This is a genomic window from Amycolatopsis australiensis (genome assembly GCF_900119165.1).
In the GTDB taxonomy this organism is placed as follows: Bacteria; Actinomycetota; Actinomycetes; order Mycobacteriales; family Pseudonocardiaceae; genus Amycolatopsis; species Amycolatopsis australiensis.
In genome coordinates this window covers 6,327,651-6,342,058 of the sequence record NZ_FPJG01000006.1, presented here as the reverse complement: position 1 = coordinate 6,342,058, position 14,408 = coordinate 6,327,651, and the positions used below count along the sequence as shown (strand labels likewise).

Annotated in this window: 18 protein-coding genes and 1 pseudogene; 6 read left to right on the top strand and 13 right to left on the bottom strand. The window is 73.4% G+C overall.

The genetic code is table 11. The annotated features are described in order from the left end of the window. Positions 1-2 precede the first annotated feature (2 nt). From BT341_RS47445 to BT341_RS45565, 3 genes are read left to right on the top strand one after another with little or no spacing between them, the layout of a single operon-like run. Entirely contained in the window at positions 3-125 is a 123-nt protein-coding gene (locus tag BT341_RS47445; protein ID WP_281256017.1) for a hypothetical protein, read from the top strand. Beyond that, on the top strand, positions 122-877 hold the full coding sequence (locus tag BT341_RS30930) for a hypothetical protein (RefSeq protein ID WP_072479622.1): 756 nt from the start codon (positions 122-124) through the stop codon (positions 875-877). Before BT341_RS47445 ends, BT341_RS30930 begins: the two co-directional genes overlap by 4 nt. A 59-nt stretch (positions 878-936) precedes the next feature. Then, entirely contained in the window at positions 937-1,095 is a 159-nt protein-coding gene (locus BT341_RS45565; RefSeq protein ID WP_177328929.1) for a hypothetical protein, read from the top strand. Between the two features lie 5 nt (positions 1,096-1,100). Here BT341_RS45565 and BT341_RS46805 read toward each other — a convergent pair whose 3' ends face one another. Further along, complete coding sequence (locus BT341_RS46805; RefSeq protein WP_245805368.1) at positions 1,101-1,274, bottom strand: DUF2188 domain-containing protein; 174 nt, start codon at positions 1,272-1,274, stop codon at positions 1,101-1,103. Between the two features lie 69 nt (positions 1,275-1,343). Beyond that, positions 1,344-2,132, bottom strand: a pseudogene (locus BT341_RS30925) (manganese catalase); the annotation flags it as partial. A gap of 121 nt (positions 2,133-2,253) precedes the next feature. Between BT341_RS30925 and BT341_RS30920 the strand changes: the two are divergent. Continuing rightward, positions 2,254-2,991, top strand: coding sequence for an ATP-binding protein (locus tag BT341_RS30920; RefSeq protein WP_072482277.1), 738 nt, complete (start codon positions 2,254-2,256; stop codon positions 2,989-2,991). Between the two features lie 15 nt (positions 2,992-3,006). Here the strand turns inward: BT341_RS30920 and BT341_RS30915 are convergent, their stop codons facing one another. The 6 genes from BT341_RS30915 to BT341_RS30890 all read right to left on the bottom strand — a co-directional run bounded on the left by BT341_RS30915 (position 3,007) and on the right by BT341_RS30890 (position 9,406). Further along, on the bottom strand, positions 3,007-3,228 hold the full coding sequence (locus tag BT341_RS30915; RefSeq protein ID WP_072479620.1) for a DUF2188 domain-containing protein: 222 nt from the start codon (positions 3,226-3,228) through the stop codon (positions 3,007-3,009). Between the two features lie 64 nt (positions 3,229-3,292). Continuing rightward, positions 3,293-4,159, bottom strand: coding sequence for a 4-hydroxyphenyl-beta-ketoacyl-CoA hydrolase (couO, locus tag BT341_RS30910; RefSeq protein ID WP_072479619.1), 867 nt, complete (start codon positions 4,157-4,159; stop codon positions 3,293-3,295). A 15-nt stretch (positions 4,160-4,174) separates the two neighbouring features. After that, on the bottom strand, positions 4,175-5,107 hold the full coding sequence (locus BT341_RS30905; RefSeq protein WP_072479618.1) for a 3-hydroxyacyl-CoA dehydrogenase NAD-binding domain-containing protein: 933 nt from the start codon (positions 5,105-5,107) through the stop codon (positions 4,175-4,177). After that, a complete protein-coding gene (locus BT341_RS30900; RefSeq protein ID WP_072479617.1) occupies positions 5,104-7,092 on the bottom strand; it encodes an acetoacetate--CoA ligase in 1,989 nt (662 codons plus the stop codon). The genes BT341_RS30905 and BT341_RS30900 overlap by 4 nt, the downstream gene beginning before the upstream one ends. Beyond that, on the bottom strand, positions 7,089-7,865 hold the full coding sequence (locus BT341_RS30895; RefSeq protein ID WP_072479616.1) for a crotonase/enoyl-CoA hydratase family protein: 777 nt from the start codon (positions 7,863-7,865) through the stop codon (positions 7,089-7,091). The genes BT341_RS30900 and BT341_RS30895 overlap by 4 nt, the downstream gene beginning before the upstream one ends. Further along, positions 7,862-9,406 (bottom strand): acyl-CoA synthetase, encoded by a 1,545-nt coding sequence (locus BT341_RS30890; protein ID WP_072479615.1) that lies wholly within the window; start codon positions 9,404-9,406, stop codon positions 7,862-7,864. The genes BT341_RS30895 and BT341_RS30890 overlap by 4 nt, the downstream gene beginning before the upstream one ends. A gap of 301 nt (positions 9,407-9,707) precedes the next feature. On the opposite strand from BT341_RS30890, the gene BT341_RS30885 reads away from it, so the two are divergent. Continuing rightward, entirely contained in the window at positions 9,708-10,130 is a 423-nt protein-coding gene (locus tag BT341_RS30885; RefSeq protein ID WP_072482276.1) for an STAS domain-containing protein, read from the top strand. A 100-nt stretch (positions 10,131-10,230) separates the two neighbouring features. On the opposite strand, the gene BT341_RS30880 is transcribed toward BT341_RS30885, so the two are convergent. From BT341_RS30880 to BT341_RS30865, 4 genes are read right to left on the bottom strand one after another with little or no spacing between them, the layout of a single operon-like run. After that, the gene (locus BT341_RS30880; protein WP_072479614.1) at positions 10,231-10,557 is read right to left on the bottom strand and encodes a hypothetical protein; all 327 of its coding nucleotides are present in this window, start codon (positions 10,555-10,557) and stop codon (positions 10,231-10,233) included. Further along, complete coding sequence (locus tag BT341_RS30875; protein ID WP_072479613.1) at positions 10,544-10,933, bottom strand: PRC-barrel domain-containing protein; 390 nt, start codon at positions 10,931-10,933, stop codon at positions 10,544-10,546. Before BT341_RS30875 ends, BT341_RS30880 begins: the two co-directional genes overlap by 14 nt. Further along, positions 10,930-12,162, bottom strand: coding sequence for an NRAMP family divalent metal transporter (locus BT341_RS30870; RefSeq protein WP_072479612.1), 1,233 nt, complete (start codon positions 12,160-12,162; stop codon positions 10,930-10,932). Before BT341_RS30870 ends, BT341_RS30875 begins: the two co-directional genes overlap by 4 nt. Beyond that, positions 12,159-12,533 (bottom strand): hypothetical protein, encoded by a 375-nt coding sequence (locus tag BT341_RS30865; protein ID WP_245805165.1) that lies wholly within the window; start codon positions 12,531-12,533, stop codon positions 12,159-12,161. Before BT341_RS30865 ends, BT341_RS30870 begins: the two co-directional genes overlap by 4 nt. Positions 12,534-12,679: 146 nt before the next feature. Here BT341_RS30865 and BT341_RS30860 point away from each other — a divergent pair, with 146 nt between their 5' ends. After that, the gene (locus BT341_RS30860; protein WP_084743039.1) at positions 12,680-13,222 is read left to right on the top strand and encodes a phosphatase PAP2 family protein; all 543 of its coding nucleotides are present in this window, start codon (positions 12,680-12,682) and stop codon (positions 13,220-13,222) included. A 178-nt stretch (positions 13,223-13,400) separates the two neighbouring features. Here the strand turns inward: BT341_RS30860 and BT341_RS30855 are convergent, their stop codons facing one another. After that, positions 13,401-14,330, bottom strand: a complete 930-nt coding sequence (locus BT341_RS30855) for a sensor histidine kinase (RefSeq protein WP_072479610.1) — start codon at positions 14,328-14,330, stop codon at positions 13,401-13,403. Between the last annotated feature and the right edge of the window lie 78 nt (positions 14,331-14,408).

Here is a 14,408-nt window from a genome sequence, read left to right as displayed (position 1 = left end):
TCATGACCACGCCGGACGACCGCGAAGCCGCCACCGAGCTGGACCGCGAGCTCAGCGGCACCGACGGGCTGGAGCCGGACGCCCAGCGCGACGAGGCCGAGCGCGAAGCGACCGAAGACCGTTGACCGGCCTGGTCGCGGCGGGCTTCCGCGGGCTCGCCGCGCTGCGGCACGCCCGGGCGTTCCACCCCGCCGGGCTGGTGCTGCGCGGCGAGCTGAGCCCGCTCGACGACGACCTGCCGTGGCCACCGGGGCCGGTGCCGGTCGTCGCGCGGCTGTCCAAGGGCGCGGGCACCCCGGGACGGCTGCCGGACGCGCTGGGCCTGGCGATCCGCCTGCTGCCGCAACCGGGGCTCCACCCCGGGGCCGGGGGCTCCGCCACCCGGACCCCCGAAAGGCATCGGGAACAACCGGGGCTTCGCCCCGGGCCGGGGGCTCCGCCACCCCCGAAAGACATCCGGGCCGGGGACGGCGGCCCCTGGGACATCACCCTGACCACGGCGGGCAGCGGGCACATCGGCCGGATGCTGCCCCGCCCGGCCACCTCCTGGACGCGCGGCGCGTACACCAGCCTCGTGCCTTACCGGCGTGCCGACCGGCTGATCTGGCTGGGCGCGTGGGCCGAGGAGACGTCGCCGCGGATCGAAGCGTCGCTGCGGGCGGTGCGGGAGGCGGGTGCGCTGCGGTTCGTCCTGCGGACCGGCCGGGAAGACGGCCGCTGGTGTGACACCGCGGTGCTCATGCTGGAGGAAGCGGGTGGTCCGGCGCCGGCGTTCGACCCGATGGTGCACCTGCCCGAGGGATTGACCATGGCCCCGGAGTGGCTCGCGGCGGTGCGGGAGCGAGCTTACGAGGGCAGCCGCGCCGGGCGGCCGTGACCGCGTTTGACCCGGCAGCCCGCGGGTATGCCGCGGTTTCGCCCGATCGGAGGACCGCCATGAGCACTCCCGAAATCGACCCGGTGACCGCGGAGAGCATGGAGCAGGACGCCGACGTCGGCGGCGAGCACACCGAGCCGACGTTCCGCGACCAGGAGCCGCGGCCCGCCGCGACCGACGAAGAAGACGCCGACCACGGCGGCATGCCGCCCGGCTGAACGCGTCACGAGCGGGCGCGCGGGTAGCTCCGCCGCTCGCCGACGCGGCCGTCCTTCGTGTGGATGTAGTGCGCCGTGCCGCGCTTGATCGCCAGCTTGCGGCCCGCCGCGACCGCCGCGGACTTCGTCTCGGCGCTGCCCGACGCCCGCGCGTTGCCGACGACCTTGTTCTTCCACACCGCGCCGTCGTAGAACGTCTCGACGTCGCCGTCCGCCGGTTCGAGCCCGGGCGCTTCGCGATCGGCGGCCGTCCCGTACAGCGCCGGGTCGGGTTCCGGCGCGGTCGCCGGCCCGCCGAGCGGTTCGGGGTCCGTGAGGTACTCGAGCCCGGTGGTCCACGCGGTGCCCTCGGCGCCGTCCGGGCCGTCGGAGAGGTGCCAGATCGTCCGGTTGTGCGTCTGGTCTTCTTCGTCGAACAACGCGCTCGGCGCGATCGGCCCTTCGAGCCCGTCGGCCTCGAGTTCTTCGATCGCGGCGAGCCACTGCCGCTGGTGCACGGTGTCGCGGGCGAGGTTGAACTTGAGCATCGCCTTGACACCCGGGTCGTCGGTCATGTTGTAGAGCCGGGCGGTCTGCAGGCGGCCTTGCGCCTCGGCGGCGGCGTTGGCGCGGAAGTCGGCGAGCAGGTTGCCGGAGGCGACGATGTACTTGCCGTTCCACGGGGTGCCGTTGCTGTCCGCGGGCAGCGCCCCGCCGCCGCCGACGATCGCCTGCTGCGGGTCCATCCCGCCGAGCACCGCCGCCATCACCGGGTCCTTCACCGCTTCCGCCGTGGCCGTGGCCGGTGCGCCTTCGAGGAGGCGGGCGACCATGGTGGCGAGCATTTCGACGTGCCCGATCTCCTCGGTCGCGGTGTCCATGATGAGGTCCTTGTACTTGCCTTCGATGCGGCAGTTCCAGCCCTGGAACAGGTACTGCATCGTCACCGTCATCTCGCCGAAGGCGCCCCCGATGAGTTCCTGGAGCTTGTGCGCGTAGACGGGGTCCGGCTTCTCCGGCTTGGCTTCGAACTGCAGCAGCTTCGTGTGACGGAACAAGATCGTCTCCTTTCCGGTACGCCGGGGTTCCCCGCGCGGCCGGCGTCAACCGGGAAACCCGTCGTTTGAGAACTTCGCTTCCGGATATCCGATCTTCGGATCGCGGCAGGAGGTGGTCGGCGTGCTCGCCCGGCACAATTCGGTGTGGCTCGTTCCCCGGCACGGGGAACCGGAGACGGCTTCGGTGGTCGGCGTGCTCGACCGGACGACGTATCCGAAACTCCGCGACGGGCTGCTCCAGTTCGCGACGGAAGCGCAGCACGGCGTCCTCGTCGACATCGAGCGCCTCGCGCTGCGGGACCGCGCGCTGGTCAAGGTGTTCCCGCTCGTCGCGCTGCTGATCGGGGACTGGCCGGCCGTCCCCTTCGCCCTCGTCACGAGCCGTCCCGAGCAGCGCGCGGTGCTGGCCGCGAGCGCGGTGGACCGCCGGGTGCCCGTCTACGCCGACGCGAACGCGGCCCGGGCCGCGCTGCGCCAGCCGGCCCGGCGGCGGGCCGTGCGGATACTGGGCCGCTCGTCGCGCACCTCGGCGTGCGCCCGGGAGTTCGTCCGGGAGACCTGCGCCGGGTGGTGCGTGCCCGAGCTGGCCGAGGACGCCGAGCTGGTCGCCACCGAATTCGTGGAGAACGCCTTGCGGCACACCGATTCCGTGCCCCGGCTGCGGCTGGAGCTGCGTCGCCGGGCGCTGGCCGTCGAGGTGGCCGACGACAGCCCGCGTCCCGCCGTGCTGCGGGAAGGGCTCGACGTCGTCGAGGCGGGACTGGGCCTGCGGATGGTCGCCAAGGTGGCCAAGACGTGGGGCAGCAGCCCCTGCCGCTCCGGCGGCAAGACCGTGTGGGCGGTGCTGCGGCGGCGCTGAGACCCGCCGGGGCGTCTACTGTGGACGCTTGAGCCGCGGCCGGTAGTCGCGCTCGGTCTCGATGTCGCCCTCCGGCGTGTGCACCACGTGCCCGACGTGCCGCTTCTTCGCGATCAGCCGGCCCGCCAGCACGGCGTCGGTGCGCCGCGGCGAGGTGTTGGAAGCCCGGCTCCCGCCCTCGACACGGTTCTTCCACAGCCCGTCCTCGAAGTAGGTGTGCACGTCACCCTCGGCCACGACGACCGCCTCCCGTTCCCGAGCATCGGCCAAGCGGATGCCCGGGGACGGAGCGGACAAACGTTCAGCCGAGCCCGAGTACCCGGATGGCGTTTTCCTTGAGGATCAGCGGCCGCACGTCGTCTTTGATGTCGAGGGCGGCGAAGTCGGCGAGCCAGCGGTCGGGGGTGAGCACGGGGAAGTCGGAGCCGAACAGCACCTTGCGCTTGAGCAGCGAGTTCGCCGCGCGGACCAGCTGCGGCGGGAAGTACTTCGGCGACCAGCCGGACAGGTCGATGTACACGTTCGCCTTGTGCGTCGCGACCGAGATCGCTTCGTCCTGCCACGGCACCGACGGGTGCGCGAGGATGATCGTCAGGCCCGGGAAGTCGGCGGCGACGTCGTCGAGCAGCATCGGGTTCGAGTAGCGCAGCTTGATGCCGTGCCCGCCCGGCAGCCCCGCGCCGATCCCGGTCTGGCCGGTGTGGAACAGCGCCGGCACGCCCAGCTCCTGGATCGCCTCGTACAGCGGGTAGAAGCGGACGTCGTTCGGCTCGAACGCCTGCAGGCTCGGGTGGAACTTGAAGCCGCGGACCCCGTGCTCGGCGACGAGCCGCCGCGCGCGCAGCACGGCGGCCTTGCCGGCGTGCGGGTCGACCGACCCGAACGGGATGAGCACGTCCGCGTGCTCGGCGGCGGCGTCGGCGATTTCTTCGCTCGAGAGCGCGGGGTGCCCGGTCGCGGCCGGCGCCTCGACGGTGAAGACGACGGCGGCCATGTTGCGCGCCCGGTAGTGCTCGGCGATGGCGGTCACCGTCGGGGTGCGGTCCTGGCCGGCGCGGAAGTACTTGGCCGAGGCGTCGAGCAGCTCCTGGTCGAGGGCGAAACAGCCGTGCCCGTCCTGCTCGACGTGGGTGTGCACGTCGATGGCGGTCAGCGAGGAAACATCCACGGGTACTCCTGGGGTTCAGGGCAGGTCGGGTTGCGCGGCCTTGGCGGCCAGCAGCCGGTCGAGGACGGCGTCGCGGGCGGCGACGAGGGCCTGCTGATCGGTGCCGGCCAGCTCGGCGTCGACACCGGCGACGAGCGTGGCGGCCAGCTCCGGGGTCAGGTGGACGCGGCCGAGGTCGCGCCACCACTGTTCGGTGGGCGGCCCGAGGTGGGCCAGGACGTGCGCCAGCCCGCCCGGGCCGCCGGAGAGGTGCTGGTTGAGGAACGGGCCGAGCACGGCCCAGCGCAGGCCGGGCCCGTGCGCGATGGCGGCGTCGATGTCGGCCACCGTCGCGATGCCCCGTTCCACGAGTGAGTACGCCTCCTGCCACAGCGCGGCCTGCAGCCGGTTCGCGACGTGGCCGGGCACCTCACGGGCCAGCCGGATCGGCCGCTTGCCCGCCGCGGTGTAGAACGCCATCGCGCGGTCGACGACCTCGGGCGCGGTGTCCCGGCCGGGGACGACCTCGACGAGCGGGATGACGTGCGGCGGGTTGAACGGGTGACCGATCACCAGCCGCTCCGGGTGGTGCGGGCAGCCACGGGCGATGACGCTCGGCAGCAGCCCGGACGAGCTGCTGGCGAGGATCACGCCGGGCCGCGCCGCTTCGTCGAGCACGCCGAACAGCGCGTGCTTGACGTCTTCGCGCTCAGGGCCGTTCTCCTGCACGAAGTCCGCGACGGACGCCGCTTCGCCGGCGTCGGCGACGAACCGCAGCCGGTCCGGCGACGCGCCTTCGGCGAGGCCGAGCCGCGTCACGGTCGGCCAGTGCGCGGTGACGTCGGCGCGGAGGCGGTCCTCGGCGCCGGGCGCCGGGTCGGTCGCGACGACGTCGAACCCGCGGCCGAGGAAGTGCGCGGCCCAGCCGGCCCCGATCACGCCGGTGCCGACGATCGCGACGGTCGTCATGCGCGCTCCCCGAGGAAGGCGTCGAGGGACGCCGGGTCGGCCAGTACGTCGGGCCCGACGACGTCCTCGAGCCGCGCGCCACGCAGCAGCTTCTTCACCGGCAGCTCCAGTTTCTTCCCCGTGCGGTTGCGCGGGATCGCCGGGACGGCGGTGATCGCGTCCGGCACGTGCCGCGGCGAGAGCGCTCCGCGCAGCGCCGCGGCGATCTTGTGGCGCAGCGGCTCGCCGAGTTCGGCTCCCGGGTGCAGCACGACGTACAGCCGCAGCTCGCCGTTCCCGCCCGCGGGGTCTTCGAGGTGCACGACGAGCGAGTCGTCGACCTCCGGGAGCTCTTCGACCACGGCGTAGAACTCGGCGGTACCGAGCCGGACGCCGCCGCGGTTGAGGGTGGCGTCGGAACGGCCGGCGATGACACAGCTGCCTTCGGGGGTGAACCGGATCCAGTCGCCGTGCCGCCAGACACCGGGGTAGGTCGAGAAGTACGTCTCGCGGTAGCGCGCGCCCGTGTCGTCGCCCCAGAAGCCGACCGGCATGGACGGCATCGGCGCGGTGATGACCAGCTCGCCCAGCTCGCCGACGACCTCCCGGCCCCGCTCGTCGAACGCCTTCGCGTCGACCCCGAGGCACGGCCCGGCGATTTCGCCGGCCACCACGGGCTGCAGCGGGCTGCCCTGGACGATCCCGCTGCAGACGTCCGTGCCGCCGCTGCCGACGTTGAGCAGGACGTCCGGGCCGAAGACGTCCCGCACCCAGTGGTAGCCCTCGGCGGGCAGCGGGCTGCCCGCCGCGCCGATCTGCCGGATCGCCGACAGGTCGAACTCGGCGGCCGGGTCGAGGCCCGCCTTCCGGCACGCCATCAGGAAGCCCGGGCTCGCGCCCATCAGCGTCGCGCGGGTCTCGGCGGCCAGCCGCCACTGCCACGCCAGGTCCGGGTGCAGCGGGTTGCCGTCGACGAGCACGATCGACGCGCCGGTGAGCAGCCCCGACACGAGCGCGTTCCACATCATCCACGCGGTGGTGGAGAACCACAGGATCCGGTCGCCGGGGCGCAGGTCCCAGCTCAGGCCGTGGTTCTTGAGGTGCTCCAGCAGGATCCCGCCGTGGCCGTGCACGATCGCCTTGGGCTTGCCGGTGGTGCCGGAGGAGAAGAGCACGCACAGCGGGTGCGCGAAGCCGACCGGCTCGAATCCGGGGCCGCCCGCCTCCGAGACGTCCGGGTGGCGAAGCCCCTGGCCCGGGCCGAAGGCCCGGATGTCGCTGCTTTCGGTGAGCAGCTCGCCCCATCCGACGGTGTCCGGGAGTTCGCCGTCGCCGTACGGGACGTGCACGACGTGCTCGACGGTGGGCAGGCCGGCCCGGATTCCGGCGACCTCGGCGCGGCGGTCGACGTCCTTGGCGCCGTAGCGGTAGCCGGCCACCGTCAGCAGCACCCGCGGCTCGATCTGACCGAAGCGGTCGACGACCGAGCGGGCGCCGAATTCGGGGGCACAGGAGGCCCAGACCGCGCCGAGACTGGCCACCGCCAGGTACGCGACCACGGCTTCGGGGATGTTCGGCAGGTAGGCCACGACGCGGTCGCCGCGGCCGACGCCCAGCCGCGCCAGGCCGGCGCGGGCCCTGGCGACCTGGTCGCGCAGCTGCCCCCAGGTCAGCTCGGCGCGCTCGCGGGTCTGGGAGTAGCCGATGACCGCGACTTCGCCGTCGGGCCGGTGGCCGAGGGCGTGCTCGGCGTAGTTGAGGGTCGCGCCCGGGAACCATTCGGTACCGGGCATCCGCGGGTCGGGCACGACCGCGCGGGCGGGGGAGCGGAAGCGGACGCCGAAGAAGTCCTTGACCGACGACCAGAAGCCGTCGAGGTCGGTCACCGACCAGCGGTGCAGGGCCGTGTAGTCCTCGAACGCGTGGCCGCGGGCGGCCAGCCACGTCAGGTACCGGCCGATCTCGGTGGTCTCGCGGACGTCCGGCGCGACCGGGCGCAGGATCATCGGCCCACCTTCCCGGCGCGCTTGTCCAGGAACGCCCGCATCCGTTCCTTGGCTTCGGCGCTGCCGCCCGCGATCGCGGCCATCAGCGCCTCCATGAAGTAGCCCTCGGCCGGGTTCGCCTCGGCGATGCGCGGCAGCGCCTGCAGGACGGCGAAGTTCGTGATCGCGGAGTTCGCGGCGATCTTGCGGGCCAGGCCGAGCGCGTGCTCGAAGCCGTCGTCGGCGCGGTAGTGCGACAACCCCGCGGCGTGGCCCTCGTCGGCGTCGAGGACGCGGCCGGTGAGCATCATGTCGGTCATCCGGGACGCGCCGATCAGCTTTGGCACCCGCACCGACGCGCCGCCGCCGACGAACAGGCCGCGCTGGCCCTCCGGCAGCGCGTAGAACGCCGAAGGCTCGGCGACGCGGATGTGCGCCGCCGCGGCCAGCTCGAGGCCGCCGCCGACGACCGCGCCCTTGAGCACGGCGACCACCGGGACGCGGCCGCGTTCGAGCCGCTCGAACGCGCGGTGCCACATCATCGAGTGCTCCAGGCCCTCGAACGCGTCCCGCTCGGTCAGCTCCGACAGGTCGAGCCCGGCGGAGAAGTGCTCGCCCACGGCGTCGAGCACCACGGCCTTGACGCCCTGCGGCGGGGCGCCGAAGAAGGCTTCGAGACCGAGCACGGTCGCGTCGTCGAGGGCGTTGCGCTTCTCCGGACGCGCCAGGCGCAGCACGGCGACGTCGCCGAGCAGCTCCAGGCGCAGCGAAGGGGGCAGGAGAGGGGTGGTCATGCGGGTCCGTTCGTGAAGGTTTCGGCGGCTCGTGCGCGCAGCTCGACGCGGCGGATCTTGCCGGTGGCGTTCACCGGCAGGGTTTCGAGGAACTGCACGTGCTTGGGGATCTTGTACCGGGCGAGGTGCTGTTCGAGGTGGGCGCGGAAGGCGGCTTCGTCGAGCCGTGCGCCGGGACGGCGGACCACGAAGGCGGCGCCGGCCTCGCCCCAGCGCTCGTCCGGCACGCCGACCACGGCGCAGGCTTCGACGTCGTCGAGCCGGACCGCGACCGCCTCGATCTCGGCCGGGTACACGTTCTCACCGCCGGAGATGATCATGTCCTTGACGCGGTCCACCACGTGGGCCCAGCCGTCGTCGTCGACCTTGACGACGTCGCCGGTGCGGAACCACCCGTCGACGAAGCTCGCCTTCGACTCCTCGGGCCGGTTCCAGTAGCCGCCGAAGACGTGCGGGCCCCGCACCAGCAGCTCCGCCGGCGTCTCGCCGAGCGGTGCGGGCGTGAGGCCCGGACCGAGCGCGGCGACGTCGGTGAAGAAGTGCGGGACGCCCGCGGCGACCGGATGGTCGAGCGTGCCCTCGTGGGTGGCCATCGAGACGCCCGGAGCGGCTTCGGTCATCCCGTAACCCTGAAGAAGTTTCACGCCACGGTCCAGCCACGCGCGGGCGACGCGCTCGGCCACCGGCGAGCCGCCGTAGAGCACGCAGGTCAGCGAGCTGAGGTCCGTGCGGTCCCAGGACTCGTGGCGGCACAGCATGTCCAGCATCGTCGGCACCGCGGAGAAGCTCGTGATCCCGGCCTCGCCGATCCGGCGCAGGATCGTGCCCGGGTCGAACCGGGCCACCGGTTCCACGCTGCCGCCCTTGAACAGCGTCGGCAGCGTGATCTGGCCCAGCCCGACGCAGTGGAACAGCGGTGCGATGCACAGCGCCTTGTCGGTGCCCAGCACGTCGAGGTGGGCGAGCTGGTTGACGGTGTTCCAGGTGAGGTTCGCGTGGGTGAGGACCGCCGCTTTCGGCCGCCCGGTGGTGCCGGAGGTGTAGAGCAGCAGGCACGGGTCCTCGAGCCGGACGCCGGTCTCCGGTGGCGGCCCTGCCGCGGCGATCTCGGCTTCGAAGCCGCCGTGTTCGCCCGTCGTGATGACGACACCGTCCGGGAGCCTGCCGGCGGTTTCGACGAGATCGGCGGTGTCCGGGCTGTGCACGAGCACCGAGGCGCCGCTGTCGTCGAGCATGTAGCGGATCTCGGCGCCGGAGAGCCGGTAGTTGAGCGGGACGAAGACCGCGCCGCACCTCGCCGTGGCGAAGAGCGTCTCGAACACCGTGATGTCGTTGACGCCGAGGTAGGCGACGCGGTCGCCCGCGCGCACGACGAGCCGGGTCAGCGCGCCGGCCAGCCGTTCGACGCGGCCGGCGAGGGCGGCGTAGGTGAGCGTGCGGCCGTCCTGGTGCAGCGCGGTGCGGCCGGGGGAGATCCGGGCCCGGCGCGCGGGCCAGCTGCCGAGGCCGAAGTCGGCCGGGCCGAGCGGCGATCGGGTCACGCCGGGCACCTCCGAGAGTATATCAGGAAACCTGAGACGATACCGAGTCTGGACGTCACCCGCACGGGCTGTCAAGCGCGCGGGCTCCGGCACCCGGTTTTCGGTGCGGACGCGGGGAAGACGGCTTTCGGCGCACGAGGAGAGGCCGCCGGTTCGGCCGTTGGCGGGGTTGCGCCGTTTGGATCAAGGGCTAGGCTGCGAGGGTGCGGTTCAGGAGCAGCCGCCCTCCCCCGACTTGCCGGCGTTCGAGCGGGCAGTGGACACCGCTCGGCACGCCATCGCGACTGAAGGCGTATTCAAGATGTTGGTCGTGCAGCCCCCCGCGACGGCGATCCCGATGGCGCCGCCGCCTCCCCGTGCGGAACGAAGTCCGTTCGACATCAAGGTGATCCGGCCGTACTTCGGCGCGGTCATGGTCCGGATCCGCGGCGCGCTCGACGAGGACAGTGCCGCCGAGCTCGGCTCGGTCCTCAGCACCTGGGCCCACCGCCGGTTCCCCGTCCTCGTGCTCGACCTGTCCGAGGTCGACTTCCTGGACTCGGCCGGGCTCTCCGTCCTCGCCGGCATCCACGCCAGGACGGTCCGCGAGAGCACCACCCTGCGGATCGTCACCGGCAACAACCGCGTCGTGCGCCGGGCACTGGCCGGCAGCGGCCTCGACCACGCGCTCAACGTGTGCCAGCTGCCCTCCGGCTGGGAACGGGCCACCGAGATCCCGAACTGAGCCGCCGCGGCGCACACCGGTCCGGACCGGGCCGGCGCTGCCGCGCGCCCGGGAACGCGGGTCCGGCGTCCGGGTGCGTCACTGTGCCACCAGCCGCGGCTCAGGGCCGGACGATCGGCGCCAGCTCGGCGAACGGCCGGCGCACCCGGACCTCCGGCCCGGACAGGTCGACGTCCGCCCACTCGACGTACCGGGTGTGCCGGTGCAGCCACCGGATCAGCGCCACCAACGGCCCCGGCCCGCGCTGGTCGTGGCGCTGGTAGCCGAACAGCCGGACGCGCGTGCGGGCGACGACCACCCCGCGCACCACCAGCTCCGGCATCCCGTCGCCGCGCGGCGTCGACTCCGTGCGGATTTCGCGGACCGCCCCGATGCGGCGGCCCGTCGCGTCCCGGACCGGACGGCCGATCAGCTCACCCGCTCGCATCGCCCGCTCCGGGGATCCGGTCGACGATCCGGCGCCGCAGCCACTCCTGCGACGGGCTGGTCGTCGCCTGGGCCACCGCGGTCGTCACCACGATCGCCGGCTCCACCCGGCGGATCGCGGTCATCGGGATCCGCTGCGGCGGCCCGGTGCGGAACCCGCGGCCGATCCGGTGCAGCAGCTTCCCGACCGGGCCGCCGAGCCGCCCGGCGAGCGCCTCGGGGCCGACGAGCAGCGCGTCGACGACGAACGTGTCGCCGTCGGGCCGCAGGTCCAGGTCGTCGACCTTGCCGACGACAGTGCCGTCCTCGCCGAGGATCTGCCGGTCCAGCAGCGCGTCGGCCAGGTCGATCGGGCGCTCTTCGTCCCACGGGTTCATTGGCCGGCTCCGGTGAAGATCATCAGCGGGATCGCCGCCACCGCCGCGACGGCGATGACGACGAGCATGGCGAAACCGAGGATGTTGCTGAACCGCTTGTTGGCGTGCTCGCCGAGGTACTCGCGGTCGTTCGCGACGATCAGCACCGGCAGGTAGGTCAGCGGGAGCGCGACGGCGGAGAAGATCAGCGACACCTCGGTCAGCCCCACCGGATCGATTCCCGTCTGCACCACGAGCACGGCCAGCAGCAGGCCACCGGCCACGGCGACGTGGAACCGGGCGGCGTCACGCGGCTTGCGGCGTTTGCCCCATTCCCAGCCGAAGTACTGCGCCAGCATGTACCCGGACGACAGGCCGGTCTCCAGCGCCGCGCCGAACGTGGCGGCGAAGATGCCGATCAGCACGACCACCACGCCCGCGGTGCCCAGCGCCAGGGTCACCGGCAGCACGATCTGGCTGAGCTGGCCGACGTCGACGCCCGCCGGGAACAGCACCACCGCGGCGCAGGCCATCACGCCCAGGGCGAGCAGGCCGCCGAGCGGGAACCCGAGCAGCACGTTGACGCGCTGGACCGGCAGGTCCTTGACCGTCCAGCCTTCCTCGACGCCGCCGGAGGAGAAGAAGAACACCTCGTACGGCGTCATCGCCGACCCGAACAACGCGACGGCGTGGTAGGCGTAGGTCGGCAGCGCCTGGTCGGCCGGCGGCGCGAGCCCGGCGATCTGCGCGCCGAGCGAAGACCAGTCGGGGTGCAGGAAGAAGACCGCGACGGCGAACGCGGCGATGGCGAGCCCAGCGAGCCCGAACGCCGTTTCCATCTTCTCGAAGCCGACCCGCCAGACCACCAGCCACACGAGCACGCCGATCGGCAGGACCCAGACGAGCCGGTCCACGCCGGAGGCCAGCTCGACGGCGAGGGCGACGCCGCCGATCTCCGCGCTCACGGTCAGCAGCGTGATCAGGAACGAGCCGGCGAGGTTCAGCAGCGCCATGCGCGGCCCGAGGCGTTCGCGGATCAGGTCGAACACCGGGCGCCCGGACACCGCGACGATCCGCCCGGACATGTCGGCGTAGACGCAGATCCCGAGCACGCCGAGCACGGTCACCCAGACCAGCGCCATCCCGTAGCGGGCGCCGACGACGCCGCTCTCGACGAGGTCGCCGATGTCGACGAAACCGCCGACGGCGGTGAGGATGCCGAGAGTGACGGCGAGGAGCTTCTTGTTCACGACGTCACGCCCCAGCGGGCCAGCTCGCCGATCAGGCCCCGCAGCTGCGCGTCGATCCGGTCGAGCCCGGCGTCGGTGCCGTCGCCGAGGCCGTCGTCGAGCTGGTGGGCCAGCCCGACGGCGCGGTCGGTGATCGACGCGAGCGCGGCGCGGGCCCGGGCGTCGGTCAGCTGCCCGACGTCTTTGCCGGCGGAGCCGAGTTCGTCGGCGGCGTCGCGGACGGTGACCGAAAGGCTGGGCACGGGCGGCACGGAGTCGCGATCGGCGGTGACGACCAGCCGCAGCAGCTCGAGCTGGCCGCGGATTTCGCGGCCGGCGTGCACGGTGTCGGCCTGCGGGTCCGTGGCGCAGCCCGCCGCCAGTACCGCCACGGCGGCGAGTGCGGCGAATACGCGGAGTCGCGGCGCATTCACTCCACTGGAGTACCCGGAAGACGGCCGAGCAAACATCAAGATCCGGTCGCAGTGTCGCGAATGGACGGCGGTTGAACCGGCGCCGTCCGGGGAACCTGCGAGCCATGCCGAGCGCGATGTCCCCTGACGGGCTCGACACGAACACGCTGCCCGTCACCCGTCCGGCGAGGCCGGTGACGGCGATCAGCGTCCTGGCCCGCGGCGGTCTCCTGTGGATGGTGGTGGCGGCGGCGTTGGCGTGCCGCCCCGGCCGCTGGCGCCGGGCGGCGGGCCGCGGCCTGGCGGCGGGCGCGGCGGCGATGGCGGTGGGGCACGGGATCAAGGCGGTGGTGCGCCGCCCCCGCCCCCCGGACGGCGGGCTACCGGCCCGCAAGGCGCTGCCGGAACAGCCGAAGTCCCCGGCGTTCCCGTCGACGCACGCGACGACGGCGGCAGCGTTCACGGCAGCGGTGGCGCTGACGGCCCCGGCAGCGGGAGCGGCGGTGACCCCACTGGCGGCGGTGGTGTGTTACAGCAGGCTCCGCACCCGGGCCCACTGGCCGACGGACGTGTACGGAGGAGCGGCGATCGGCGCGGCGGTGGGGTGCGCGGTGGCCCGGCCCGGCTGGGTGCGCTGGCTGTGGAGGCGCGTGAAGTCGGCGGGGTAGCGGCTCGCGGTGCGTGAGGGACGGGCGCGGCGGTGGCTCGGCGGGCCCCGACCGCGCCGCTGAGGAGGGTCGCCGGTCGCCGGTCGGTGCGGGCTCGGCAGGTGCTCGGTGGCTCGGCGGGGCCGGGCGCGCTCGGGCGCGAAGGGCTGCGGTCGCCGTGGGAGGGCGCCCGGCGTCGTCAAACCCGGAAGTACGCCCGGAACGTCGTGCCGTGGTCGCCGGTGTGCAGGCGGAGCAAGTCCGACAGGTAGTTGACCAGCAACAGCCCGCGGCCGCGGGGCTGTTCCGGCGTCGCCGGGTGGCGGCCCGCCAGGGGGTCGGACAGGGTGCCGTGGTCGTGGACCTCGATCACGAACTCGCCACCCGCCGTCCAGAGGCGGACCGTGCCCGTTCCGCTGCCGTGTTCCACGCAGTTCGACAGCAGCTCCGTCACGACCACCTCGACGTCGGCCACCTGGTCCGCCGTCAGCCCGGCCGCCGCCGCGCGGACGTGGGCCAGTGCCCGGGCCGCGGCCAGGTCCGTCGTGTCCGCCAGCTCGGTCACCTCGCCCGCCGGGGGACGCTCCGGCAGCGGCCGGTTGTAGCGGGCGATCACATCGTCCGGGGCATACGCGGTGCTGGGCCGCCGTCCGGTGCTGTCGATCAGGACCGGGTGCGTGGCTTCCGCGTCCGACACCACCGCCGGGTCGAGCCGCGAGACGTCGTAGGGGCACAGGATCGTCGCGTCGCGCCCGGTGAACGCCAGGTTGATCAGCGCTTCGTGCTGCACGCACGCCGGGTACTCGGTTTCGGACCGCCCGGCCCAGATCGGTTCGCCGATGATCCGCACCGGGCCGCCCGGATGGGCGTCCGCGAACGCCCGCAGCACCCGCGGGATGATCCGTCCCGGGTTGCGCCCGGCGTCGGTCATGTCGAGCATCCGGACGCGGGCGGCGTCCGCGCCCAGCTCACGCCGCAGCAGCTCGAGGTTCGGGCCCGGGACCGCGACGGCGACCGGTTCGCCCGCGGCGAGCCCACCCCACACGAACGGCACGGTGCCGGCGAGGTATTCGGCGTCGTCGCGGTAGAACAACGCGGGGTGCACGAACGGGTCCGCGGGTGCGCTCAACTCGTCTCCTCCAGGGCCGAGGACGCCCTCCAGTATGCGCGAACCGCTTCACCGGTTCAGGGGAACCCCTCCGCCGCT

Excerpts from the sequence above, each read along its gene's own strand:
- BT341_RS47445 (WP_281256017.1), top strand. The coding sequence starts at position 3 with ATGACCACGCCGGACGACCGCGAAGCCGCCACCGAGCTGGACCGCGAG.
- BT341_RS45565 (WP_177328929.1), top strand. The coding sequence starts at position 937 with ATGAGCACTCCCGAAATCGACCCGGTGACCGCGGAGAGCATGGAGCAG.
- BT341_RS30905 (WP_072479618.1), bottom strand. The coding sequence starts at position 5,107 with ATGACGACCGTCGCGATCGTCGGCACCGGCGTGATCGGGGCCGGCTGG.
- BT341_RS30900 (WP_072479617.1), bottom strand. The coding sequence starts at position 7,092 with ATGATCCTGCGCCCGGTCGCGCCGGACGTCCGCGAGACCACCGAGATC.
- BT341_RS30895 (WP_072479616.1), bottom strand. The coding sequence starts at position 7,865 with ATGACCACCCCTCTCCTGCCCCCTTCGCTGCGCCTGGAGCTGCTCGGC.
- BT341_RS30885 (WP_072482276.1), top strand. The coding sequence starts at position 9,708 with ATGTTGGTCGTGCAGCCCCCCGCGACGGCGATCCCGATGGCGCCGCCG.
- BT341_RS30880 (WP_072479614.1), bottom strand. The coding sequence starts at position 10,557 with ATGCGAGCGGGTGAGCTGATCGGCCGTCCGGTCCGGGACGCGACGGGC.
- BT341_RS30875 (WP_072479613.1), bottom strand. The coding sequence starts at position 10,933 with ATGAACCCGTGGGACGAAGAGCGCCCGATCGACCTGGCCGACGCGCTG.
- BT341_RS30860 (WP_084743039.1), top strand. The coding sequence starts at position 12,680 with ATGCCGAGCGCGATGTCCCCTGACGGGCTCGACACGAACACGCTGCCC.